The organism is Pseudoalteromonas sp. JSTW, assembly GCF_013423925.1.
In the GTDB taxonomy this organism is placed as follows: Bacteria; Pseudomonadota; Gammaproteobacteria; order Enterobacterales; family Alteromonadaceae; genus Pseudoalteromonas; species Pseudoalteromonas lipolytica.
Genome location: NZ_CP058972.1, coordinates 1,596,946 through 1,621,726 on the forward strand (window position 1 = coordinate 1,596,946; position 24,781 = coordinate 1,621,726).

The 24,781-nt window shown below is 41.0% G+C and carries 24 protein-coding genes and 2 tRNA genes; 14 read left to right on the forward strand and 12 right to left on the reverse strand.

Annotation, left to right across the window (positions count from 1 at the left end; genetic code table 11):
* Positions 1-3: 3 nt before the first annotated feature.
* The 12 genes from GZH31_RS07340 to GZH31_RS07395 form a co-directional block, all read right to left on the reverse strand.
* The gene (locus tag GZH31_RS07340) at positions 4-462 is read right to left on the reverse strand and encodes a GNAT family N-acetyltransferase (RefSeq protein WP_036968745.1); all 459 of its coding nucleotides are present in this window, start codon (positions 460-462) and stop codon (positions 4-6) included.
* Between the two features lie 12 nt (positions 463-474).
* Positions 475-1,620, reverse strand: coding sequence for a cupin domain-containing protein (locus tag GZH31_RS07345; protein ID WP_074988266.1), 1,146 nt, complete (start codon positions 1,618-1,620; stop codon positions 475-477).
* A 269-nt stretch (positions 1,621-1,889) separates the two neighbouring features.
* On the reverse strand, positions 1,890-3,260 hold the full coding sequence (gene purB, locus GZH31_RS07350; protein ID WP_036968740.1) for an adenylosuccinate lyase: 1,371 nt from the start codon (positions 3,258-3,260) through the stop codon (positions 1,890-1,892).
* Positions 3,261-3,293: 33 nt separating this feature from the next.
* Positions 3,294-3,896 carry a high frequency lysogenization protein HflD gene (gene hflD, locus GZH31_RS07355; RefSeq protein WP_036968737.1) on the reverse strand — a complete coding sequence of 201 codons (603 nt, stop codon included), beginning with the start codon at positions 3,894-3,896 and terminating at the stop codon, positions 3,294-3,296.
* Positions 3,896-4,996 (reverse strand): tRNA 2-thiouridine(34) synthase MnmA, encoded by a 1,101-nt coding sequence (gene mnmA / locus GZH31_RS07360; RefSeq protein WP_036969226.1) that lies wholly within the window; start codon positions 4,994-4,996, stop codon positions 3,896-3,898. The genes hflD and mnmA overlap by 1 nt, the downstream gene beginning before the upstream one ends.
* A 209-nt stretch (positions 4,997-5,205) precedes the next feature.
* Positions 5,206-5,640: an NUDIX hydrolase gene (locus tag GZH31_RS07365; RefSeq protein WP_036968734.1), complete on the reverse strand. Its 435-nt coding sequence runs from the start codon at positions 5,638-5,640 to the stop codon at positions 5,206-5,208.
* Positions 5,633-6,280 (reverse strand): rRNA large subunit pseudouridine synthase E, encoded by a 648-nt coding sequence (locus tag GZH31_RS07370; protein ID WP_074988265.1) that lies wholly within the window; start codon positions 6,278-6,280, stop codon positions 5,633-5,635. The genes GZH31_RS07365 and GZH31_RS07370 overlap by 8 nt, the downstream gene beginning before the upstream one ends.
* Positions 6,280-6,609 (reverse strand): sulfurtransferase TusE, encoded by a 330-nt coding sequence (tusE, locus tag GZH31_RS07375; RefSeq protein WP_036968729.1) that lies wholly within the window; start codon positions 6,607-6,609, stop codon positions 6,280-6,282. The genes GZH31_RS07370 and tusE overlap by 1 nt, the downstream gene beginning before the upstream one ends.
* Before the next feature lie 3 nt (positions 6,610-6,612).
* Complete coding sequence (gene tusB / locus GZH31_RS07380; RefSeq protein ID WP_065979864.1) at positions 6,613-6,879, reverse strand: sulfurtransferase complex subunit TusB; 267 nt, start codon at positions 6,877-6,879, stop codon at positions 6,613-6,615.
* Complete coding sequence (gene tusC / locus GZH31_RS07385; RefSeq protein ID WP_074988264.1) at positions 6,876-7,232, reverse strand: sulfurtransferase complex subunit TusC; 357 nt, start codon at positions 7,230-7,232, stop codon at positions 6,876-6,878. Before tusC ends, tusB begins: the two co-directional genes overlap by 4 nt.
* Complete coding sequence (gene tusD / locus GZH31_RS07390; protein ID WP_036968721.1) at positions 7,229-7,582, reverse strand: sulfurtransferase complex subunit TusD; 354 nt, start codon at positions 7,580-7,582, stop codon at positions 7,229-7,231. The genes tusC and tusD overlap by 4 nt, the downstream gene beginning before the upstream one ends.
* 55 nt (positions 7,583-7,637) lie before the next feature.
* On the reverse strand, positions 7,638-8,303 hold the full coding sequence (locus tag GZH31_RS07395) for a Bax inhibitor-1/YccA family protein (RefSeq protein ID WP_036968718.1): 666 nt from the start codon (positions 8,301-8,303) through the stop codon (positions 7,638-7,640).
* A gap of 257 nt (positions 8,304-8,560) precedes the next feature.
* Here GZH31_RS07395 and GZH31_RS07400 point away from each other — a divergent pair.
* From GZH31_RS07400 to GZH31_RS07465, 14 genes are all read left to right on the forward strand, one after another.
* A tRNA-Ser gene (locus GZH31_RS07400) sits at positions 8,561-8,651 on the forward strand.
* 42 nt (positions 8,652-8,693) lie between these two features.
* A tRNA-Ser gene (locus GZH31_RS07405) sits at positions 8,694-8,784 on the forward strand.
* Positions 8,785-8,925: 141 nt separating this feature from the next.
* Entirely contained in the window at positions 8,926-9,321 is a 396-nt protein-coding gene (locus tag GZH31_RS07410; RefSeq protein WP_036968716.1) for a hypothetical protein, read from the forward strand.
* A gap of 125 nt (positions 9,322-9,446) precedes the next feature.
* Positions 9,447-9,908, forward strand: coding sequence for a GAF domain-containing protein (locus GZH31_RS07415; protein ID WP_036968713.1), 462 nt, complete (start codon positions 9,447-9,449; stop codon positions 9,906-9,908).
* A complete protein-coding gene (locus GZH31_RS07420) occupies positions 9,905-10,183 on the forward strand; it encodes a hypothetical protein (RefSeq protein ID WP_036968711.1) in 279 nt (92 codons plus the stop codon). The genes GZH31_RS07415 and GZH31_RS07420 overlap by 4 nt, the downstream gene beginning before the upstream one ends.
* A 14-nt stretch (positions 10,184-10,197) precedes the next feature.
* Complete coding sequence (proQ, locus tag GZH31_RS07425) at positions 10,198-10,851, forward strand: RNA chaperone ProQ (protein ID WP_036968708.1); 654 nt, start codon at positions 10,198-10,200, stop codon at positions 10,849-10,851.
* A 27-nt stretch (positions 10,852-10,878) separates the two neighbouring features.
* Positions 10,879-12,903, forward strand: a complete 2,025-nt coding sequence (prc, locus tag GZH31_RS07430) for a carboxy terminal-processing peptidase (protein ID WP_036968705.1) — start codon at positions 10,879-10,881, stop codon at positions 12,901-12,903.
* A 196-nt stretch (positions 12,904-13,099) separates the two neighbouring features.
* The gene (nhaC, locus tag GZH31_RS07435) at positions 13,100-14,578 is read left to right on the forward strand and encodes a Na+/H+ antiporter NhaC (RefSeq protein ID WP_065979868.1); all 1,479 of its coding nucleotides are present in this window, start codon (positions 13,100-13,102) and stop codon (positions 14,576-14,578) included.
* 42 nt (positions 14,579-14,620) lie between these two features.
* Positions 14,621-17,215, forward strand: a complete 2,595-nt coding sequence (gene pepN, locus GZH31_RS07440) for an aminopeptidase N (RefSeq protein ID WP_118844220.1) — start codon at positions 14,621-14,623, stop codon at positions 17,213-17,215.
* Positions 17,215-17,436, forward strand: a complete 222-nt coding sequence (locus GZH31_RS07445) for a DUF2835 family protein (protein WP_118844221.1) — start codon at positions 17,215-17,217, stop codon at positions 17,434-17,436. Before pepN ends, GZH31_RS07445 begins: the two co-directional genes overlap by 1 nt.
* Before the next feature lie 311 nt (positions 17,437-17,747).
* Positions 17,748-19,832: a DUF1302 domain-containing protein gene (locus tag GZH31_RS07450; protein WP_118844222.1), complete on the forward strand. Its 2,085-nt coding sequence runs from the start codon at positions 17,748-17,750 to the stop codon at positions 19,830-19,832.
* 12 nt (positions 19,833-19,844) lie between these two features.
* Entirely contained in the window at positions 19,845-21,209 is a 1,365-nt protein-coding gene (locus GZH31_RS07455) for a DUF1329 domain-containing protein (protein WP_065979990.1), read from the forward strand.
* A gap of 123 nt (positions 21,210-21,332) precedes the next feature.
* Positions 21,333-22,337 (forward strand): YCF48-related protein, encoded by a 1,005-nt coding sequence (locus GZH31_RS07460; RefSeq protein ID WP_118844223.1) that lies wholly within the window; start codon positions 21,333-21,335, stop codon positions 22,335-22,337.
* Entirely contained in the window at positions 22,337-24,661 is a 2,325-nt protein-coding gene (locus tag GZH31_RS07465; RefSeq protein WP_180311527.1) for an RND family transporter, read from the forward strand. The genes GZH31_RS07460 and GZH31_RS07465 overlap by 1 nt, the downstream gene beginning before the upstream one ends.
* Positions 24,662-24,781: the final 120 nt, after the last annotated feature.

Here is a 24,781-nt window from a genome sequence, read left to right on the forward strand (position 1 = left end):
TCACTAATGAACCATCGTGAATGGTCGCGTATCAAACTGTTTTATAGGGCAAAGCATTCGCTGTCTAGGAATACCCGCTTCCATAAATACTAAGCCATCAGCAGCAAAACCATTTCGTTTAAATCGTTCAACTTCATTTAAAATACAATTAATACTGACGCAATCACAGCCTTGCTTTTCAGCCATATTAACTAAGTAGGTTAGCAGTGATTTATAGACCGAACGGTTGCGATGCTCTGGTAAGACGGCAATGCGCCCAATCAAGCCATCATTACACAAACGCCCAGTGGCAACTGGGCATTTTCCATCGTCTGTAACGAGCACGTGATGGGCTGTTTTATCTAAATGATCAAATTCAACGTGTTTTGGTATATGAAGCTCATATACAAATACACGTTCTCTGATCCGTTGTAAGAGTTCCTTGTCGATACTCCATTCAACTTCGTCAATATGATACCCCATAAGCACACGCTCCTAACAAAACCAAATACCCTCATTTAAAAGTGTAGTAAATGTTTTTAAAAAGTCGTGGTTATTTTTTGAACTATTTATATCGTCTGCTGTCAGCCAGCTTTGGTCTGTAAGCCTTTTGATATCGGCAAGTGCACTCATTTCATGCAGGTAGTTTATACCGTTAACACTTAAAAGAACTTTATCATCAATAATTTGATAAATAGCGCGTGTACCACCTAAACGTTCAAAAACCAGCGTTTCATCAGTGAGCAGCTCACGTACTTGATCAACCGTGTAGGGCTCTTCTAAAGGCGCTAAGTCCATATCGTGTTTTGGTTGACTTAAACTGTTACCAAGCCAGGTTTTAAACACTGTATTATCATCGATGGCTGCGATCATGAGCTGTTTAATTTGCTCGGCTTCTAGGTTGTTTAGCTCACCTTTAGAATCGCGCAGTGTCAGCTTGCTATCGCCATAGCGTGTATTGCCAAGTTCAGTATCAATTAGGTGATCGGCAAATTGTGAGAGTAAGTCTCGTTGATTAGGTGCTCTAAAACCCACTGAGTAGTTAAGAGCATTTTCAACTGCATAGCCTTCATGTGGGCAACCTGGAGGAATATACAAAATATCGCCAGGCTCTAATACACAATCAATTACAGCAGGGAATTGTTCTACTTGAAGTAGACTTTTATTTTGAGCGAATTGTTTTAAGTTTGCATCAGGTAAACCAACACGCCAATGACGTTTGCCAAGACCTTGAATGATAAATACATCATATTGGTCTAGATGCGGACCCACGCCACCCCCTGGTGTTGAGTAACTTATCATCAGATCATCAATTCGCCAGTTTGGAATAAAACGAAATGGTTCAAGTAATTGAGCTGCATCTGCATGCCAATGATCAACGGCTTGTACTAGCAATGTGGCATTCTTTTCTGTTAGTAAGCTAAAGTCTTCGAATGGGCCGTGGTATGCCTGCCAGTCATCAGCATGATTGGTGATGATACGTGACTCAATGCTGTCTTCCATTGCAAGTCCAGCTAACTCCTCTGGCTCAATTGGATCTTGAAAATCACTAAAACCTTGTTTAATAAGTAGCGGTTTTTTCTGCCAATACTCGCTTAGGAATTGCTGCGGAGTAAGCGAATTAATAGTTAGTTGATACATATAGGTACCTAATACCAAGCTGTTGAGTTATACCAATGTGCAAAAATACTTAATCATCTTGAGTGATTAAACCAGTCGCTACCAGCGTTAAAATTTCTGATTTAGAACAACTAAATAACTAAATTTTTGCCTGTTATCAACGCGGTTTTATTGCCTCAAAATAAACCACTTAAGTAAGCAAGATGGTATTAATTGAGCAAGTTGGCATGATTAAAAGTAATAAAAAAGCGAAAGGAAGGCCTTTCGCTTTTTAAAGTCACATACGCAATTTATGCTAAGTTATCAATGAACTCAACAGCACGGCCAATATAGTTTGCCGGTGTCAATTTTTTCATTTCAACTTTTGCTTCTTCTGGTAAATCAAGACCATCAATGAAATCAGCCATGATTTCTTTGTTAACACGTTTACCACGTGTTAAGTCTTTAAGCTTTTCGTACGGCTTTTCGATACCGTATTTACGCATGACTGTTTGAATAGGCTCAGCAAGTAATTCCCAGTTTTGATCAAGTTCTTCTAAAAGGCGCGGTTCGTTAACTTCAAGTTTGCTAACACCTTTTAACGTTGCTTGATAAGCAATTAGGGTATAGCCCATGCCCACACCCAGGTTACGTAAAACGGTTGAATCAGTTAGGTCACGTTGCCAGCGAGATACAGGCAGTTTTTGCGCAAGGTGAGCAAAGATTGCATTTGCAATACCTAAGTTACCTTCAGAATTTTCAAAATCGATCGGGTTTACTTTATGTGGCATTGTTGATGAACCAATTTCACCCGCAATCGTTTTTTGTTTAAAGTGATTAAGAGCAATGTAACCCCAAACGTCACGGTCAAAATCAAGTAGCACAGTATTGAAACGTGCAATTGCATCAAAAAGCTCTGCAATATAATCGTGTGGCTCGATTTGTGTTGTGAATGGGTTAAATGTTAAACCAAGACTCGTAACGAATTGTTCAGCATGGTTGTGCCAATCGTAATCTGGGTATGCACTTAGGTGGGCATTGTAGTTACCTACTGCACCGTTGATTTTACCTAGCATTTCAACTTGAGCAATTTGGTCACGTTGACGCTTTAAGCGCATGTAGACGTTTGCAAACTCTTTACCCATTGTTGAAGGTGTTGCAGGCTGACCGTGTGTACGAGTCATCATAGCAACAGATTTATATTCAACTGCTTTTTCTTTTAAAGCATTTAGGAGTTGATCACAGTAAGGAAGTAACACTTTGTCACGCGCTTCAGTTAACATTAAGCCGTGAGATAGGTTGTTAATGTCTTCTGATGTACATGCGAAATGAATAAACTCATTCACTGCGTTAAGCTCTGCGTTGTCAGCTACTTTTTCTTTCAGTAGATATTCAACGGCTTTAACGTCGTGGTTAGTTGTGCGCTCGATTTCTTTAACGCGTGCTGCGTCAGCTTCGCTAAAGTTATCAACAATGGCATTAAGTAAAGCATTAGCCTCGTCGCTAAATGCCGGTACTTCTGTGATTGCGCTTGCTGCAGACAAGGCTTGTAACCAACGAACCTCAACAGTTACACGGTATTTGATTAAACCAAATTCGCTGAAAATGCTGCGTAGTTCCGTGGTCTTGCTGCCATAGCGACCATCTACCGGAGAGATAGCGGTTAACGCTGAAAGCTCCATAATGACTCCTAAATTGTCTAGTTTGAACGATAATTAAATATACTGTTTAGCAATAGCGAGAATTTTTCTTTTCGCAAAGAAAAAGTGACGGCGTTTACCGCCCATTTGTCGCCATAACACGGCACTACGAATTCCGGCTAAAAGGAGAGCGCGGATTTTGTTTTGCGTGAGTTGCTGCTTTAATAACTCTGGCTTGCCGTACACTTGAATACGATGCCCAAGGGGGCTTAGCACCGATGAGTAAATATCGGCAAGCGCTGCGACCACGGTATCATCTGTGATTGCAAAATGGTCGAGGCGTCGTTTTACATCATCGATACGTCGACCTAATTCATTTAAACTGTTTTGTTTTGCACTTAATGCACGTTCTAACTGCATTAAGCCACCTACATACTTTACGATTTCAACGTCTTTGTCGGCGCCTGCTGAAAGCTGGGCAGTCAACACGCGATAACCCTCACGTAAATTATGTTTTCCCTGGTATACATCTTCAGGGGTATTCGGTGACGTTTCTACAATACAGTTGAGTAATTTTTCTAATTCGTGATCGCTACCACTGCCATATTGCGCTACTTTTTGAACCTGTTTAGCAACTTGACACATGGCGGCTAATGCCATGACTTGGTGCTCTGTCATTATTTGATCACCGAATCGATAATACCGCCACCGAGGCATACTTCGTCAGCATAAAAAACGGCTGATTGGCCTGGTGTCACTGCTTTTTGTGGCTCATCGAATAATACGCGTGCCATACCATCTTTACCAACCAGCAATGTACAGCTGATGTCTTCTTGGCGATAGCGTGTTTTCACTGTACAACGCGTCGTGCCTTTTGGCCCAACACGGTCAACCCAGTGAAGTTGGTTAGCATTTAAGCCATTACTGTATAAGCGAGGGTGATCTTTACCTTGACCAACCACTAAAACATTGCGTGTAATGTCTTTGTCTACAACATACCAAGGCTCGCCTGAACCTTCTTTCATACCGCCAATTAACAGGCCTTTTCGTTGGCCAAGGGTATGGTACATAAGACCTTCGTGCTCACCGACTTCGTTACCATCAGTGTCTTCAATTTTGCCCGGTTGTGCCGGTAAGAATTTTTGTAAAAAGTCTTTAAATTTACGCTCACCAATAAAGCAAATACCGGTGCTATCTTTTTTATCGTGCGTTATTAAATCTTGTTCTTCGGCAATGCGACGAACGTCTGGCTTGGCAATATCACCAACAGGGAAAAGTGTTTGTGCAATATGCTCATGACTTAGTGTGTATAAAAAGTAGCTTTGATCTTTGTTGTCATCAAGGCCACGGCACATAACATATTTGTCGTCTCGCTTTTCACGGCGCACATAATGACCCGTGGCGATATAATCGGCACCTAGCGCTTCAGCTGCAAATTCTAGAAAGGCTTTGAATTTAATTTCTTTGTTACACATGATGTCTGGATTAGGTGTGCGACCTGCTTTGTACTCTGCTAAAAAGTACTCAAACACGTTATCCCAGTATTCTGCTGCAAAGTTAACAGTATGTAGTTCAATACCTAGTTTATCGCACACGGCTTGTGCGTCTTTAAGATCTTCTGCAGCAGCGCAATATTCATCATTATCGTCTTCTTCCCAGTTTTTCATGAACAGGCCTTCTACTTGATAGCCTTGTTGCTTTAATAAATACGCTGATACAGAAGAATCAACACCGCCGGACATACCAACGATGACTTTAATGTGACTATTTTCGCTCATAATATTCGCTGTCATTTTTTAACTGCTGTGGAAAGGCCGATATTATATACCCAAACCACTTCAAGATGCGAGTTTCAGTTAGGATTAAACGTAATTTAGGAGCGCTATTGATTGCAAATAGTGGTTATTTGCTTGTTACTGTAATAAATCGCTTTTATTTAACAGTGTTAATCAAAACAATCGTCATTATTGGTAAATAACACGCGTCGTTATTGGTAAATCAGGCTCAGTGGATAGGCATGTCCTGCGAGATGATCTTCAATACACTTTAAAACCAGAGGGCTTCTGAGTGGCAGCTCTTTTATGGCGTCTAAGCTGAACCAGTGAGCGCTTATAATATCGCTATCAATAGGTGAAGGGGGGAGCTGCTCAGCGCAACTAAACGCAAAACTAAATCGCATGTAGTGTACACCATTTGTGGCATGCAGATTATAAATACCCACAAGATGTGAAGGGGAGAGCGTTAAACCCGTTTCTTCGTATAGTTCACGACTTGCTGCTTCGCTCACGGTCTCGTGTGCTTCTAAATGCCCTGCAGGTTGATTGTAACAAATTTCGCCTGTGTGTTTATCACGCTCTTTTACCAGTAAAAACTTGTTTTGACAGGTAACGATAGCGGCAACAGTGACATGAGGTTTATGCATCTGGGTTATCCACTACTTTATATTCGCCACTTGCTAATCCTGCAAGGGTATATTTGCCAATGCTGTAACGGATAAGTCTTAAGGTCGGGAAACCAACATGGGCTGTCATGCGCCTTACTTGACGATTTCGTCCTTCAGTTATTGAGATTTCAAGCCAACTAGTCGGAATGTTTTTACGCTCTCTTACCGGTGGTGTTCGAGGCCACAAGGTCGGTTCATCAATGCGTTTAACTTTGGCTGGTTTGGTCATGCCATCTTTAAGCTCTATACCTTTATTGAGCGCATAAATGGCTTCGTCGGTAACATCGCCTTCGACTTGCACCCAGTAAGTTTTAGCGGTCTTTTTATGTGGCTCAGTCAATGTGTGCTGTAATTTTCCACAATTGGTGAGTAGCAATAGGCCCTCGCTGTCTCTGTCGAGGCGACCTGCAGCATAAACGTCTTTGATGTTTATAAAATCAGCCAGAGTTTTACGATTTTGATCATCCGTAAACTGGCACAATACATCAAATGGCTTATTGAACAGCACAACTTTGCGTTGCTCTGGGCTTAAGGGTTCTTTTACTTCACGTTTTACTGTGGGTCTTGAATAACGTCGTCCATTACTGCGACGCGGTTTACTCGTAGGTTTGTGTGCCATTAAATACACCTTGCTGGCTTTGGTAAACCTGCAATTTTTGTAGCTTGCTTCGCAGGGCCTTTTGGAAACAGCTTATATAGATACATGCTGTTGCCTTTTTCTTCGCCGAGTTTTTGTGCCATTGCTTTTACTAGCATACGAATAGCTGGACTGGTGTTGTATTCTAAATAAAAGTCACGAACAAAATGCACGACTTCCCAATGCTGTGCAGTCAGGGTTATGTTTTCTTGCTCAGCAATTATAGGAGCCAGTGCTTCACTCCAATCTGCGCTGTTGAGTAAATAACCTTGTTTATCAGTGTCTATTTGTTTGTTATTAAATTCGAGCATGGTTTACCACGTGATAGTGTTTTGGCTAGTTAAAGTCAGTTCAACAAACTGGTTGTAGTCAATATCGACATCATATTCGCTAAGCGTAATGGCACGCGCAGTGGCATCTTCTTTTAATAAATGCAAAGCAGCAGAAAATTGTCTGTACTGTTTAATGTTGTAGCAAGCATCACCGACAAGCAGCACAGTGTCATCACTGCTGATTAAATTTTCAAGTGCATTGGTGCAGTAGTGCGACAAAGGTTTTGAAAAGATATGCAAGGTACTCATAGAGTCACCACCTGGTGCTGCTGACTTATTAAGAGGCGCTGCTGCTCAAAATTAGCGACTTTTACATCAATAATTAAATTATCTTTGGTTAAATTAAAATCCATCAGTGATTTTTCGCAAACGTAAATGTTTTCAACATCATATAACTCAAGCGTTTTAATGGTTTTAAAATAGTTTTTAATTCCCAATACTTCAGGTTTTTGGTGTTTTTTGAGTGCCAGTACAGCATCGCCACTGAGTAACCAACTAATATTTTGCTCAATGGCAGCAAATATCAGTGTGGTGTCGAGTGATTCACGCATATGCTGATCGTCAAACGGGCCATGTTGGCTAATTACTAAAATGTTCTTCATTTAAATTGCACCCATTTATCAGCATCCGCAGCGAGCATAGCAAACTCGGCCAGACCTGCGACGGTGAATACCCCTGTATTTTCGATGTCTAAACCACGCTTTTCTGCCGCGGTAACACACAGTAAAAGTGGGATACTTTTAGCGTTGAGTTCTTGCCATAAACGACTAACAGGTAACTCGTCACTGGCGAGTTCTAAATGTTGACTGGCGTGATACACACCTGCTTGATACAAAAAAACAGCTGAAATTGTGTGCCCTGCATCAAGGCAAGCCTGTGTAAATTTAATCAGCCGTTGCGTACAGTCATGATCGGTCGGTGCGGTGTGAAGTGAAAGTACAAATTGTGCCAAAACGCATCCAATAAAAAAGCCCCTAGAAAGGGGCTATTTTAACAGAACTATTTAATTAGTCATCACTTGCGCCAAGTAGATGTAGAAGCGAAGTGAATAGGTTATACACGTTTAAGTACAGTGCAACGGTGGCACGAATGTAGTTTGTTTCACCGCCGTTAATAATGCGGCTTGTGTCGAACAAGATTAAACCCGACATAATTAACACAACTGCTGCATTTATCACCATAAACGTGATTGAGCTGCCGATGAATAAATTGACTAAGCTTGCAATGATAACAACGATTAAGCCTACGGTTAAAAAGCCGCCCATAAATGAGAAATCTTTTTTGGTCGTTAGCGCATACGCCGATAAACCAAAGAAAATAAGTGCGGTTGAACCCAGTGCTTGCATAATAAGCATTGGACCATTTGGCATTGCTGCGTAGTAGTTAAGGATCGGACCTAAGCCTGCTCCCATCAACCCTGTAAAAACAAATACCCATGCAACACCCGATGCGCTGTCTGCCTTTTTATGCACCACAAAAAGCACACCAAACGCAACTAAGCTAAATACTATACCCATAAAGTAAGGTAGGTTCATTGCCATTGAAATACCTGCAGTAATGGCACTGAAAGCCAGCGTCATAGCAAGTAAAAAATACGTGTTTTTTAGTACTTTATTTGTTTCAATGGTCGACATAACCGGTCTAGCGGTATTGTACGATTGATTAAACGCCATTGTTAGAGCTCCTTAAATGAACTGATATGTTCGTTAGTTCCAATAGTTAAACTGAACTAAGCCTATCAAGAGTTATATATTTGGGCAAACCTTTGTAGATCAATAGACACGATAAATAATAAAAAAGTTCAGATTGTTCACAATTTGGCTCGCATTGTGTTTTTGCTGAACGATTTAGTTGTTTTTTAATCACTTAAACAGTTTTTTGAAAAAAAAGCTTCACAAACTAAGCTGCCTTATCTATTATGCACGCCGTCGGAGAGATGGCAGAGTGGTCGAATGCACCGGTCTTGAAAACCGGCAGGGGTTTGTAGCCCCTCTAGGGTTCAAATCCCTATCTCTCCACCATTATTTTTACTACTGGCGAAAGCGAGTAGTTTTTCCGCACTCGGAGAGATGGCAGAGTGGTCGAATGCACCGGTCTTGAAAACCGGCAGGGGTTTGTAGCCCCTCTAGGGTTCAAATCCCTATCTCTCCACCATTATAAAAGCCGCTGAATCTAATTCAGCGGCTTTTTTGTTTCTGCTGTTTTTAAATTACGACTATGGTCGATATTTCGTATTCTACCGAGTTAGTCCATGCTTAATACTTCTCGTATTATCTTTGTGAAATTAGGGAATTTATGAAACATCGTTTAGCAAAGAGTGTAGGACTTTCATTATTATCACCCGTCATTATTGGCTGTGTACTCGGTGTGTATTACGCATTGACGCTAGAAGGAAATGGCTGGCGTATCTTTTTCAATTTATTTATGAACGCGATTGCAAATGCACATATTGTTGGCCTTACAATGGCAGCATTTGTTGTGCCTGGTTATCTGCTTATGTACAAGTACGCAAAAGTAAACTATTCAGGCGTTCTTACTTTGGGTTTACTCGGGGGTGCTATTTTTAGTTACTTGCTAAGTGCGACATCAGGTATGGCGTTTATTGTAAATGCAATTATGTCTGCATTGGCCGCAGGATTATTTTTATTTGGCTTGCGACAGGGTCTACCATCTCAAACATCTCATCAATAGCAGAATATTTAATCAAGCTGACTGAAATTAAGGGCAAAATGTTTTTTTTTGCCCTTAAAAGGTTTCATTTATCGCCTACAAAGAGTACCTTTAGCTACTGTATGTTTAATAAGAAGTAGTTTGGTATGCAAAAGCAAGATTTTTACCAGTCATTAGTTAAACAAACTGAATCGCTGATCGCTGGTGAACCCAATGTCATAGCTAATATGGCGAATATTAGTGCGTTGTTATTTACCTCATTAGAGGATATAAATTGGGCGGGCTTTTATTTACTGGATTCGCCAGAAGAATTAGTGCTAGGGCCGTTTCAAGGTAATCCTGCGTGTATCCGTATTCCAGTTGGAAAAGGGGTATGTGGGACTGCGGCACAAACACAAGAAACACAATTAGTTGAAGATGTTCACGCTTTTGCAGGTCATATTGCTTGTGATGCAGCATCAAACTCTGAAATTGTTGTACCAATCTTCAAAGATGGTCACGTGTTTGCCGTGCTTGATATCGATAGTCCGAGCATCGGTCGATTCGATACTGATGATCAAGCTGGTTTAGAAGCATTGGTAAAATGCTTTGAGGCAAATCTGAAATGAAAGATCTGCTAAATGTGCAAGATTACCTTTTTGCCATTCACGATGTTGGTGATTGGGAAGGGGAAGAAGAAGTTGCAGCTGAAAGGCTCAACGACTTGATTCATATGGCTTGGGATCGTCTTCCAGATGACTTAGACTGTGAATCAATTGATGAAATTATAAATGGTATTTGGGAACACCTTCGCGGTGATTTAGCGCTTATTGAAGCGGACTTCGAAGAGTTAACCGACTGGGTAACACACTATGTCGATTCATCGCTCGATGAAAAGATGTAATAAAAGGTTCTAACATGGAAACCACAAACAAGCTAAAAGATATTAATGAAGTATTGGATTTCTTATACCAAGAATTTCCACAATGTTTTAAACAAAAAGACGGCATTCAGCCGCTTAAAGTGGGTATCTTTAAAGATATCGCTGAGCGCATTGAAGGCTCTGAGAAAGTAAGTAAAACTCAGGTTCGTCAAGCGTTAAGAAAGTACACCTCAAACTGGCGCTATTTAGAAGCCGTGACAAAGTCTGAGTTCCGTATTGACCTTGATGGTAATCAAGATGAAAAAGTGGAACAAGAGCACATTGAGCACGCTCAAAAAGCGTTAGAAGAAAGCCGCGCAAAAATGGCTAAACGCAAAAAAGCCCAGCGTCCACCACGTAAAGATGCAGACACAAAATCTTACAAAAAGAATGCGGGTTCGCATGCCAAAACAGGCGATAAAGGCGCTAGAGTTAACACTAAACCAGCTAAAGCTGCTCCTGCAAAACGTTCAGGAAAAGTTGAACCATTACCTGCCTCAGAGGTCAAGGTTAATAGCAAGGTTAAAGTTAAACTTGGCCAAGCACTTGTAAACGCAGTTATTACTGAAGTGAATAAAGATGAAGTTCACGTTGAGTTAGTAACAGGAATGCAAGTTAAGACCAAAGCAGACAGCCTGTATATCATTTAATAGCTGTAAAAAATAAAGGAGTTGTGTATGAGTAAAAAGTTTACGCTCATTCCGTTAGTCGCTGCCCTGTTTTCAGGTTCATTATTGGCTTCTACAGATAATTTAACTGCAGAAGATTTACCAGTACTCAAGCAAGAAAGCCAACATAGTACAGCAAGCAAACGGGTGACAAACTTATTTACTCGTGCACACTACAAACCCATTCGCTTTAACGATGAATTATCTGAACAGATATTTGATCGTTATATCGAATCCCTCGATTTTAATAAAAGTGTGTTTTTAGCGTCTGATATTGCTTCTTTCGAACAATATAAAGACCAGTTCGATAATGCGCTCTCTTCAGGGAAACTTGGGTTTGCCTTTGATATTTTTAATCTGAGCTTAAAGCGTCGTTTTGAGCGTTATGATTATTCTTTATCGTTACTTGAAAATGAAATGAAGTTCGATAAAGCAGATGAATATATGTTTGACCGCGAAGACGCTAAGTGGGCAACGACTCAAGCTGAGCTTGATGAATTGTGGCGTCAGCGCGTTAAATACGATGCGTTGCGTTTAAAAATGACCGGTAAAGATTGGCAAGGCATAAAAGAGGTCTTAACCAAGCGTTACCACAATGCGCAAAAACGCTTAGTGCAGACAAACAGTGAAGATGCATTTCAAATTGTAATGAATTCGTTTGCACGTAGTATTGAAGCACACACATCTTACTTATCACCCCGTCGTGCTGAACAGTTCAAAATGGACATGGACCTTGAACTTGAAGGTATTGGCGCAGTATTAAGTTATGATGAAGATTATACCGTGATCCGAAGCCTAGTTCCGGGTGGTCCCGCTGACAAATCTGAACAAATTAAAGCCGATGACCGCATTATAGGTGTTGCTCAAGAGGGCGAAGACTTTGTTGATGTTATTGGCTGGCGTCTTGATGACGTGGTTGACTTAATCAAAGGCCCTAAAGGTACTAAAGTTCGCTTACAGTATCTAAAAGGGGCGGATGCTCATGGTACTCCGAAAGTTGTTGAGATAACCCGTGATAAAATTCGTTTAGAAGACCGTGCTGCTAAATCAGAAGTATTTGAAGCGAAATACTCAGATTTAACAAGTAAAATCGGTGTGATAGAAATCCCAGGTTTCTACAATAATTTATCGCAAGACGTAAAAGTTGAAATTGCGAAATTAAAAGAAGCGAAAGTAGATGGCATCATAATCGATTTACGCCAAAACGGCGGCGGTTCATTGTATGAAGCGACGCAATTGTCAGGCCTGTTTATTGATCAAGGTCCAGTCGTACAAATTCATACGTTAAACAACCGTATCGAAGAGCAAAAAGACCGCGATGGTGTCACTTTTTATGATGGCCCATTAACCGTTTTAGTTGACCGTTACAGTGCATCAGCCTCTGAAATATTTGCAGCAGCGATGCAAGACTATGGCCGTGCTATTGTGATTGGTGAGCAAACGTTTGGTAAAGGTACAGTACAACAGCACAAACCGCTGGGCCGTGCGTATGATTTATATGATCACCCACTTGGCAGCGTACAATACACAATTGCAAAATTTTATCGTATTAATGGCGGAAGCACGCAGCATAAAGGGGTGATTCCCGATGTGTCATTCCCCTCAGCGATTGACCCAGCAGACTGGGGCGAAAGTCAGCAAGACAATGCATTACCTTGGGACAGCATCATTCGCGCTAAATATAATTCAGTTGACGATTTGAAGCCTGCGATTGCTTATGTCAATAAATTACATGATGCGCGTATTGCCAATGAGCCTGAATTTGGTTATGTGTTCGATGATATTAAACGTTATCAAGAAGAGAAAGATCGAAAAACAATTTCACTTGTTGAAGCAACACGTATCAAAGAGAAAGACGAAGGCGAAGAGCGTGCGCTTGAGCGTGCTAATGAACGATTAGTTCGATTAGGTCACAAACCAGTGGAAAGCCTAGATGATTTACCTGATACGCTTGATGATCTCGACCCTTTCTTAGAAGAAGCCGCGTTAATTACGCAAGACTATATTAAGTATGGTCGGCTCGCGAAAAAATAAATACCTATAATTGGTTAATTAAAAGGCGCTTAGGCGCCTTTTTTACTGCCCAAAACGGGGCATCTTGTTATAATTGATTAATCTGGCTGTCTAAAATGTTCGTGGTCTAATTAATAAACATTAATCCAAGGCGTTCTTTAGACAATCAAACAATAATAATTAAACACGCCACATAAGACGTGTAGGAGACTATCTTTTGAATTCAATTGAAGAGAAGCCGATCAAACAGGCCAGTTTTTTAGATGCCTTGATCCCCATTACTGTTCTCGTGTGCCTATTGGGTGCAGCTGTTTATTTATTCGGTGATAACTCATCATCGGGGCCAAATCAAATAGCCTTACTCTTTGCTACTTTTACTGCTGCCTTAATCGGTCTAAAAAACGGCTATACCTGGAAAAAGCTCGAACAAGCGATGATTGAAGGGATCACCTTATCATTAGGTGCCATTATTATACTGTTAATGGTAGGCGCATTGATTGGCACATGGCTGCTATCTGGAACAGTACCCACCTTAATTTACTATGGTTTACAAATTATCAATCCAAGTTGGTTCTATGCGGCTAGTTGTTTAATTTGTGGCATTGTTGCGATGAGTATTGGTAGCTCATGGACGACAGCTGCTACCATCGGTGTGGCATTATTAGGTGTTGCAACGGGGTTAGGACTTGAGCAGGTAGTGACTGCCGGTGCTGTTATTTCAGGCGCGTACTTTGGTGATAAGTTAAGCCCACTGTCGGAAACAACAAACTTAGCCCCTGCGGTTGCCGGAGCCGATCTGTTTGAGCATATTCATCATATGCTTTGGACCACGGTGCCTAGCTTTATTATTGCCTTAATTATTTTTATTTTTATGGGCTTTAATGCAGGTGGTTCAGCAGAAGCAGGCCGAATTGATGAAATCATTAACCTGTTAGAAAGCAACTTTAATATCGGGCTTGAAATGCTCGTGCCATTAGTCGTGTTGCTTATTCTTGCAATAAGAAAAATGCCGGCATTTCCAGCTATTTCAATTGGTGCAGTACTGGGTGCTATTTGGGCTATGTTGTTTCAATCAGATTTAATTAATAGTCAAATCGATACGTCACAAGGGCAGTTAATTGGCTATTTCAAGCTAGTATGGACAACATTTTTTGATGGCTTTAGCATCGATACGGGCGACGAAAAAATGGATTCATTGCTCAGTGGCGGCGGTATGGCCGGAATGTTAAACACAACTTGGCTAATTATGACCGCATTGATGTTTGGCGCCATTATGGAGAAAACTGGCTTGCTAGATATGTTTGTAAAAAGCATATTGAAAATAGCGAAAAGCACCGGCTCACTTATAACAGCGACAATTGCGACTTGTATCGGTACCAATGCAGTGGCGGCAGATCAATACATTGCTATTGTTGTACCAGGACGTATGTTTAAAGATGAATATGAAAAACGCGGTTTAAAACCGGTGAATTTATCACGTACTTTAGAAGACGGTGGCACCATTACAAGCCCGCTGATCCCATGGAATACGTGTGGTGCATACATGCAAAGCGTTTTATTAATTAACCCATTTGATTATGCACTTTACGCTTTCTTTAATTTAATTAATCCAGTACTCGCTGTTGTTTACGCATATTTAGGTATTAAAATTTTACGTATCGAACCAAAGCACGTTAAACAAACCAGCGCTGAATAATTCATGTTAGGCCCTGTTAAACAGGGCCATTTGGAGTCAATGATGTCTGCAACGAGTAAACCTCAAGCTCAATATTTAAAAGATTACCAAGCCCCTCATTTTTCAATACAACATATCGATTTACGCTTTGAATTAGCGCCCTTAAAAACCGTCGTACACTCAACAATGACGATTAACCGTGTGGACGAAACGGGGGCTGATTTAGTGCTTGATGGTGTTGATTTAACACTTATCTCACTGCATGTAGATGAGCAAGAGTACAGTGACTATACGCTTGAGGATGAGGCACTCATCATCCACAATTTACCTGCTAATTTTATTTTAAAAATTGTCAACCATATCGATCCTCAAACAAACACTTCCCTCGAAGGCCTGTATTTATCAGGGGGCGCGTATTGCACGCAATGTGAAGCTGAAGGTTTTAGAAAAATCACTTATTACTTGGACCGCCCAGATGTATTGGCAAGTTTTGATGTTACGATCATTGCTGAGCAAAAATACACGCATTTATTGTCTAACGGTAATCAGATTGATGCAGGCACACTCGATGATGGTCGCCACTTTGTCAAATGGCAGGATCCATTTAAAAAACCAAGTTACTTGTTTGCATTAGTTGCAGGTGATTTTGATGTGTTACGTGACCAGTACACAACGAAATCAGGCCGTAATGTTGAGTTGGCCTTATTTGTTGATAAAGGTAATTTACCAAAAACCCCGCATGCAATGACATCGTTAAAAAAATCAATGCAGTGGGATGAAGAACGTTTCAATCTTGAATACGACTTAGATATATACATGATTGTTGCCGTCGATTTCTTCAATATGGGGGCGATGGAAAATAAAGGATTAAACATCTTCAACTCTAAATGTGTGTTAGCGAATCAAGAAACCGCCACCGATAAAGATTACCACACGATTGAGTCTATTGTTGGGCATGAATATTTTCATAACTGGACGGGCAATCGCGTTACTTGTCGAGACTGGTTTCAGTTGTCTTTGAAAGAAGGTTTAACCGTATTTAGAGACCAAGAGTTTAGTAGTGATTTGGGATCTCGTGCCCTAAACCGTATTGATGCTGTAAAAGTAATGCGAACTCATCAGTTTAGCGAAGATGCAGGGCCTATGGCGCACCCAATTCGCCCAGAAAAAGTTATTGAAATGAATAACTTTTACACTGTGACAGTGTATGACAAGGGCGCAGAAGTTATTCGTATGATGCACACGATATTAGGCGAAGAAAAGTTTCAGCAAGGTATGGCGCTTTACTTCCAACGGCACGATGGTCAAGCCGTTACCTGTGATGACTTTGTTGCAGCCATGAGTGATGCTTCTGAAATTGACTTGCAGCAGTTTAAGCGTTGGTACAATCAAGCGGGTACTCCAAGATTAAAAGTAGATCAATATTTTGATCATGCTAATCAAACCTTTACACTGACCATTGAGCAATTTGCGCCAGATAATCAACCTAATAATGCGTTGTTACATATTCCGTTTGCGATTGAACTACTTGACCCTGCTGGTCAATCAGTGCCGTTAACGATTAATAATCAGATGCAAGATTCTGTGCTTAATATAACTGAAAAACAACACACCTTTGTGTTTGAAAATGTTATAGAGCCGCCTGTTGCAGTGCTTCTGGAAGATTTTTCTGCTCCTTGTATTGTTGACCAAACTAGCAGCACCGCTGATTTGCTCCATATTATGCGTTTTGCACGAAGTGATTTTTCGCGATGGGATGCACAGCAACGATTATTTACCAACGAAATTAAAGCCGCACTATCATCGGGTAATGCATGTTTATCACCCGACATCATTTCTGCTCTTAACGTATTAATTACAGAACGAGCAGGGGATTTGGCACTGATTGCAGAGCTATTAAAATTACCAAGCTATGACACGATTGCGGCTGAATATGCAGTGATCCCCGTTGATGACATTGTTTCAGTAATGAATGCATTTGAACTACACATTGCGACTGACTTATCGGACTCATTGATTGCGTGTTATAAGGCATTACACGATGATGGCACAACATCTGCCGAGGCTGTTGCCGTTAGGGCACTTAAACAGGTCTGTTTGCACTATTTAGCAAAAACTGAACAGCAAGACGTGAATGACTTTATTGACGAAGCCGTGGCCAGCTCTAACATGACAAATGTGTTAGCTGCGCTAAGTGCGGTTGTAAAAGCGAATCACCCTCGCTGTGATGATTTGCTCAATGAATTTGATGCTAAATGGCGACATGATGTACTTGTAATGGACAAATGGTTTGCATTGCAGGCAATGAAAGAGTCAGCAACCTGCATTGAAGACATTAAGCAGTTGTATGATCACCCAAGTTTTGATTTTGGTAATCCAAACCGTGTCAGAGCATTGGTCGGCAGCTTTAGTCATTTTAATACTACACAATTTCATCGTGCAGACGGCAAAGGGTATCAATTATTGGGTGATTTGCTTATTAAGCTCAATGATATTAACCCGCAAAATGCATCACGTATGTTAACACCATTTATGGCATGGAAACGTTATGATCACGACCGTTCGCAGGCAATCAAAGCACAATTGCAACGTTTGGCATCATTAGAGAGCCTAAGTGATGATTTATTTGAAAAAGTTGAGAAAGCGTTAGTAGGTTAATGACTGAATACTTTTTTTCTTTGTATTTAAGTTATGCAGAATGCCTTGATTACTATCATGGTAAATATACTTCAATACAGGTAACAGAAGATGGTGGCAAAACAATTCGTTTTGCTGCCAAGCATTTACGTCCTTTTATTTCATCATTAGGGATAAGAGGGCGTTTTAGACTCACGCTGGGCGCTGATAATCAGTTTTTAAAGCTTGAAAAAGTGAATTAAAACGCCAAATAGCCTTAAAGCTGTCATACGACAAAGTGTGCTAATTTACCCAAAAATTAGCCACATTTTTCTCCCTCCTATAAAATAATCTTATTATATTTTTGTTAATTCAATTTGTTCTATTGTTAATTTACGTGTATAAATTATCTGGTATGACGTCTTACCAATACGTAAACGTCACATTTTTAAATAAATATTAACCGATTGAACGCGTTCTATATTGTATTTTTACTATTTCGCTTCTATCGTTAGAAAGATTCTAAAAACAACAATTTGATCACAAAACAACCCGTTACAGGGGGATGAACACAATGATAAAAAGATCGCTTTTTGTTAAAAACAAAATAGCTTTGGGATTCGCGGCGGCGACTCTGGGACTCTCAAGCACAGCTTTGCACGCGGCCACTTTTCAATTAGGTGATTTTGACGTACGTTTTGACTCTAGCTTTTCATATGGGCAGAGTATTCGAGTCGAAGACCGTGACTTTGCAATTATAGGTAAAAGTAATAACCCATCATTTGATTGGTCGGGCTATCATCCTGCTTTAAATCCTATTTACTCTTCTTCTGATGTATGGAAGCAGCCAGGCGCTTATTCAAATAATGGCGATGCTGGTAACCTTAACTTCGACAGTGGTGATTCTTTTTCAAAGCTGTTAAAAGGCAACCACGAGTTATCGATTAGTAAAGATAATTACGGTCTTTTTACCCGTTTCATGTACTTTTATGATTTCGCGTTGATGGATGGTGACTTTGCGTATAGTAACCCAACATCAGGTAAGAAAGTTGACCCCTGTGATGATGACGACACCAAAGAGCAAGTATGTGCCGATTTACGCTTACTTGACGCGTACGTCTGGGCGAACTTTGACCTTAACGAAGGTCGAAACCCGCTGTCTATTCGCTTAGGTCAGCAGGTCGTTAACTGGGGTGAAAGTACCTTAATTTCTCACGGTATCAACGTAAACCCGGTTGATATTGACCGTTTGAAAGCGCCAGGTGCGGAGTTAAAAGAAGCATTCATACCCGTTGGTATGCTATGGGCTTCATTAGGTATTACCGATAATATTACCCTTGAAGGTTTTTATCAGTATGAATGGCACGAAACGCGCCTTCCTGCTGCAGGTACTTATTTTTCAACGAATGATTTCGCGTCTGAAAATGGCTACCAACAAAATATCCAGCTTGGTTTTACATCAAACCCTGATATCGATTTAGCTTTCTTAACAGACAGCTTAAATAGTTTAGATGATATTGTGCGCTCGCAAGGTATCGATCCTACATCGCCGCAAGGGCGAGCAATGATGGCACAAATGTACCTGGCATTCCCGACCAAAGTTGCTTTAAAAGGCAAGGGGGATGCGGGTAAAAATGAGCCTGATGATGGTGGACAATACGGTTTACGTTTAGGTATGTACTTACCTGAACTAAACGATACAGAAGTCGCCCTTTACCACATTAACTATCACAGCCGCCGACCTGTTATTTCTGGTCAAGTATCTAACTTTACATCGCCAGCATTGACTGCTGATATTGGTATGTTATTAACTTCTGAAATAACAGAAGATAATGTTACAAGTCTTCAAGCATTCACTAAAGGGCAATTAGAGTACCCTGAAGATATTAAGCTATACGGTTTAAGCTTTAATACAACCGTGGGTGAGACCGCGCTTGCAGGCGAATTTGCCTTCCGTCAAGATGAGCCACTGCAAATAGATGATGTTGAATTATTATACGCTGGTATGCCTGAGCAATTAGCTGTTGCGGGTATTCGTCCTGATTTTGCAGGTATTTCGCAAATGAGCTTAGGCGATGCGACCAGTGTCGTTGGTCCTGGTGAAGTTGCACAAGGCTATATTCTTCGTAATACAGCTCAGCTTCAGTTTACTGCTACCCATTTATTTGGCCCGTCTCTTGGTGCTGATAGTTGGGCTGTTGTGGGTGAAATTGGCGGTGTTCGTATTAATGATATGCCGGAATACGATGAGTTACGCTTGAATGTTGCGGGTACGGGTCGAAGCGGTATCATGCAAGGCCCATTAGGTGATGATTATTCGACACTCCACCTCGGTATTTCAAACGGCCCTGAGACAAACCCATTCCCAACTGCGTCTGCATGGGGTTATCGCTTAATCGCAAAAGGTGATTACTTTAATGTCTTTAACGGGGTGAATTTCTCACCACGTTTCGTGTTTTCACACGACGTGAATGGTATTACACCTGATCCGATGTTCCTGTTTGTTGAAGATCGTAAGTCACTGGGCGTGACGATGAACTTTAACTATCAAAATGCGTGGTCATTCGACTTTAGCTACAACTCATTCTGGGGTGGTGGTGCGACGAATACTTTCTCTGACCGCGATTATGTTTCTTTCAATATTAAATATTCAATTTAAGGGTAAATTATGATTATTAGAAAACCTACCCTCATTGCTGCAGCGTTTTGTAGCGTTTTTGCAAGCAGCAGTGTGCTTGCAAAAATTACCGCTGATGAAGCGGCACGTTTAGGTACAGATTTAACACCCATTGGTGCAGAAAAATCGGCAAACAAAGATGGATCTATCCCTGAATGGACAGGCGGTATTACAACGCCTCCTGCAGATTACAAACCGGGTATGCATCACCCTGATCCGTTTGCAGATGACAAGGTATTATTCACCATCGATAAGTCGAACGTCGATAAATACAAAGATCTCTTGAGTCCTGGTCAAATTGAGTTATTCAATACATACCCTGACACATTTAAAATGAACATTTATCCAACCCGTCGCAGTGCTTCGTATCCTCAGTTTGTATACGATGCTACTAAAAAATACGCGACTACGGCTGAGTTAGTTGAAGGCGGTAATGGTATTAAGAACACGGCAGTAGGCGTGCCATTCCCAATTCCTAAAGACGGCTTAGAAGCAATTTGGAATCACCTATTACGTTTTCGTGGTTTAGCCGTAGAGCGTTATGCTGGACAAGCAGCACCGACGGCATCAGGCTCGTATAATTATGTAGGTTTTGATGAACAGTTGTTAGTTGAATACTCAAATCCAAAATCGACACCTGAACAACTTCAAGAATCAAATATTCTGTTTAAGTTTAAGCAAAAGGTAACAGAACCTGCTCGTCTTGCTGGTACCGCATTGCTTGTTCATGAAACAATGGACCAAATCTTAACGCCCCGTCAAGCATGGACCTACAACTCAGGTCAACGTCGTGTTCGTCGTGCGCCAAACGTAGCCTATGATGCACCGGGTACTGCAGCAGATAGCTTACGTACAACCGATGATTTTGATATGTTTAATGGTTCACCAAATCGCTATAACTGGACATTAAAAGGGAAGCAAGAGCTTTATATTCCGTACAATAGTTATAAGCTTCATAGCGACAAGTTAACCTACGATGATATTTTACAAGCGGGTCATATTAACCCTGAGCATGTGCGCTATGAAAAGCACAGAGTATGGGTTGTAGAAGCGAACCTTAAAGAAGGCACGCGTCATATTTATAAAAAGCGTGTGTTTTATATTGACGAGGATAGCTGGCAAGTTCATGTAGCCGATATTTATGATAATCGCGATCAAATGTATCGTGTTGCAATGTCGCATGGCTTGAACTACTACGAAGTACCTACGCATTGGAGTACGCTAGATGTATACCACGACTTAAATTCACGTCGTTATTTAGCGATTGGTTTAGATAACCAAGAAAAAATGTATGACTTCTCAAAAACATTAAACGACAATGAGTTTACCTCTAGCGCATTACGCCGCGAAGGTCGTTAATCTACACACTAGGCACCTGAAAACAGGTGCCTCTTGCAATGTAGGCAAGCCAACGTATGAAAGGTGTAATCACGATTATGTTGTTGGCTTGCTTTTTTATTCTATCGAAGGCGATTTATCTTTATGAAGTATTTGCTTTATGCTTGTCTTGCTTATAGTGCTTCATGTTTTGCTCAAGACATGCCACAGCCTCAGCAGGCAATTTCTGCTGTTAACGCAGACAAAACCCTTCTCACTGATATTGAGATATCAGGCAATCAACTGATCGCAGTTGGTAAACATGGTGTTGTCATTACCAGCTCAGATGCACAGCAATGGCAACAGGCGAGTGTACCTACACAAGTGTTATTAACGGCAGTTAACTTTTATGACACGGATTTAGGATGGGCCTGTGGCCATGATGCAACCATTATTAATACGACGGATGCTGGTAAAACATGGCAATTGCAACAGGCATTGCCCCATATGGATAAGCCGTGCTTAGACATTTTATTTACCTCAGCGCAGCATGGCTACGCAGTGGGTGCTTATGGGATGTTTTTTGAAACGAATGATGGCGGAAAAAACTGGAATAAACGGTTTTTAGACAGCTTATTATTTGAGGATGACCGTGATTATTTAAACGATCTTAAAAACAATGATCCTGAAGGATACGAAGCTGAAACAGCATCAATCCTGCCACATTTTAACCGTATTGTTAACGTTGCAGACCGTTTAATGCTCGTGGGTGAAATGGGTTTAATGGCGCAAAGCCTAGACAATGGTCAAACATGGCAGCGTTTAGAAGAAATATATATGGGTTCTTTCTTTACGTTTGCGTCAACTGCACACAGCGGTGGCGAAGATCTTGTTGCAGGTCTACGGGGAAATATTTTTACACGCCAAGCGCAATCTCAAGAGTGGCTACAAGTTGACTCTGATAATCACGCTACCGTTAATAGCGCAATTAATTACAAAAATGAATGGCTATTATTCGCAAACAGTGGGGTTATTTTTCATATCAAAGATGGTGAGCTAACAGAAGAGCAGATGGCTGATGGTAAATCATTACTCGATGGCGTTGTATTTCAGAATAAACTGGTTATGGCTTCTGAAGATGGCATTAAAGTGAAGGAGTTGAATCAGTAATGCGTGGCTTTTTAGATTTTTTAGAAAAGGCGGTGTTTCGTCATCGTCTATTTGCGATTATTTCGTTTGCAGTAATCACTTGTTTTTTATTGTTTAAAGCAACACAAATTCAACTCGATGCGTCGTTTAATAAGAATATTCCACTAAACCACGAATACATGAAAGTGTACACCAAACATGAAAAGCAGTTTGGTGGTGCAAACAGCATTTTAATTTCAGTGTGCGATGCTGAGGGCGATATATTTAATGAGGAGTTTTTTACGCAGTTAAAAGCTGTTCATGACCAACTTTACTTTATTCCAGGGGTAAATCGTCCGCTAGTAAACTCAATTTTTGCTCCCAGTGCACGTTTTGTAGAAGTGGTTGAAGACGGCTTTGCCGGCGGCCCAATTATTCCAGCCAACTTTACTGCTGATAAACAAGGTTTAGCAGTTGTAAAAGAGAATATTGAAAAAGCAAAAGTTGTGGGGCGCATGATTGCGAGTGATTATTCATGTGCGATGGTGACAGCACAGCTACTTGAATTTGATCCCCAAACGCAAGAAAAACTCGATACCCTCGCATTTGCTGAAAAATTAGAAACACAAGTACGCGAACCGCTCAGTACAGACAAAGTCAGTATTCATATTATTGGCTTTGCGAAAATGGCGGGTGATGTTGCAGAAGGTGCGAAAGGGGTGGTGCTGTTTTTCGCTATTGCTATCGCATTTACATTTATCATGGTGTGGTTATTCTGCCACAGTTTAAAACTAACAATTTTGCCGATTGCTTGTTCAATTATAGCGGTCATCTGGCAGCTTGGTTTACTGTCAAGTCTTGGCTTTGGACTTGATCCAATGTCAATCTTAGTGCCGTTTTTAGTGTTTGCTATTGGTGTGAGCCATGGCGTGCAAATGATCAACGACATTGGTAAAAAAGTGTGCACCGGCAGCAATACACGCGTGTGTTGTCAGGCAAGTTTTAGAGCCTTGTTAATTCCCGGTGGTATAGCGCTGTTATCTGATACGATTGGTTTCCTAACATTATTAACCATTGATATCGGTATTATCCGAGAGTTAGCGATTACAGCGAGTTTGGGTGTGGCGGTGATTATATTCACTAACTTGATCCTTCTGCCTGTTTGGGCGTCTTACATGAACTTTGAAGGCTCGGTGCGTATCCAATCTGGTAACCACACAGACACACCAAACATGCTGGATACCTTGCGTGAAATTTTGGTTAAGACAACTGAACGTAAGACCGCAGCAGTCATCATTGTTTTAACGGCACTCCTCTTTGCAGTCGGTTACTGGCAGGCAGATAAAATGCGTATAGGTGACTTGCACGCCGGTGCACCTTCACTGCATCAAGATGCGCGATATAATCAAGACACCTTCTTGATTTCAGATAAGTACACGATTTCATCAGACATTTTAAAAGTGATTGTTGAAGCATATCCTGCAGCGTGTACAGAGCATGATGTAATGGAGCGAATCGGTCGTTTCCAATGGCAAATGGAAAATGTAGCTGGCGTACAATCAGCAGTGAGTTTAAGTAGCGTTGCTCAGTCTGTTAATGCTGGTTTTAATGAAGGTAATTTAAAATGGCAAAGTTTACCGCGTAATACCGCAAGCTTAGTGCAATCGACATCGCGTGTTGAGACCAGCTCTGGTTTGTTAGATGGTAACTGTTCAGTGATGACTGTAATCATTTTCTTAAATGACCACAAAGCAGAGACAATTGATCATGTTGTCGCAAAGGTAAAAGAGTTTGCAGCTCAAGAGCAAACCGATAAAGTGCAATTTAAGCTAGCTTCAGGCCCTGTTGGGGTAATGGCTGCAACAAATGAATCTGTGTCGGCTGCACAATTACCGATGATGCTCTATGTTTATGGCGCAGTTATTTTACTTTGCTTAGTGAGTTTTAGGAGCGTAAAAGCCACAGTAGCCGTGGTACTGCCGTTGTATATCGTATCAACACTTGCGCAAGCATTAATGGTGCAATTAGAAATAGGCTTAACGGTATCAACCTTACCTGTTATCGCATTAGGGGTGGGGATTGGCGTTGATTACGGAATTTACATTCTGTCATCGATGATGTCACAGTTAAAACGTGGCGTCGCATTAGAAGTCGCTTACCGTAACGCCCTTGTTGAACGAGGCAGTGCAGTACTCTTCACAGGTATCACCTTAGCGATAGGGGTGAGCACGTGGATTTTCTCTGATCTGAAGTTCCAGGTGGATATGGGTATTCTGCTTACCTTTATGTTCTTAGTGAATATGTTAGGTGCAGTGCTGCTTTTACCCGCGATTGGTAGCTTCCTCTGGACTGACCAGAAAAAATAATGTAAATAATTGTGCTCCGATATGGCCAGGAATGGCCATATATATCTATATTTTGTGAATAGATGACCAAATAGCTGAAAAGCTTAAAATGATTTCATCGAAAAGGCTGTTTATTAGCTG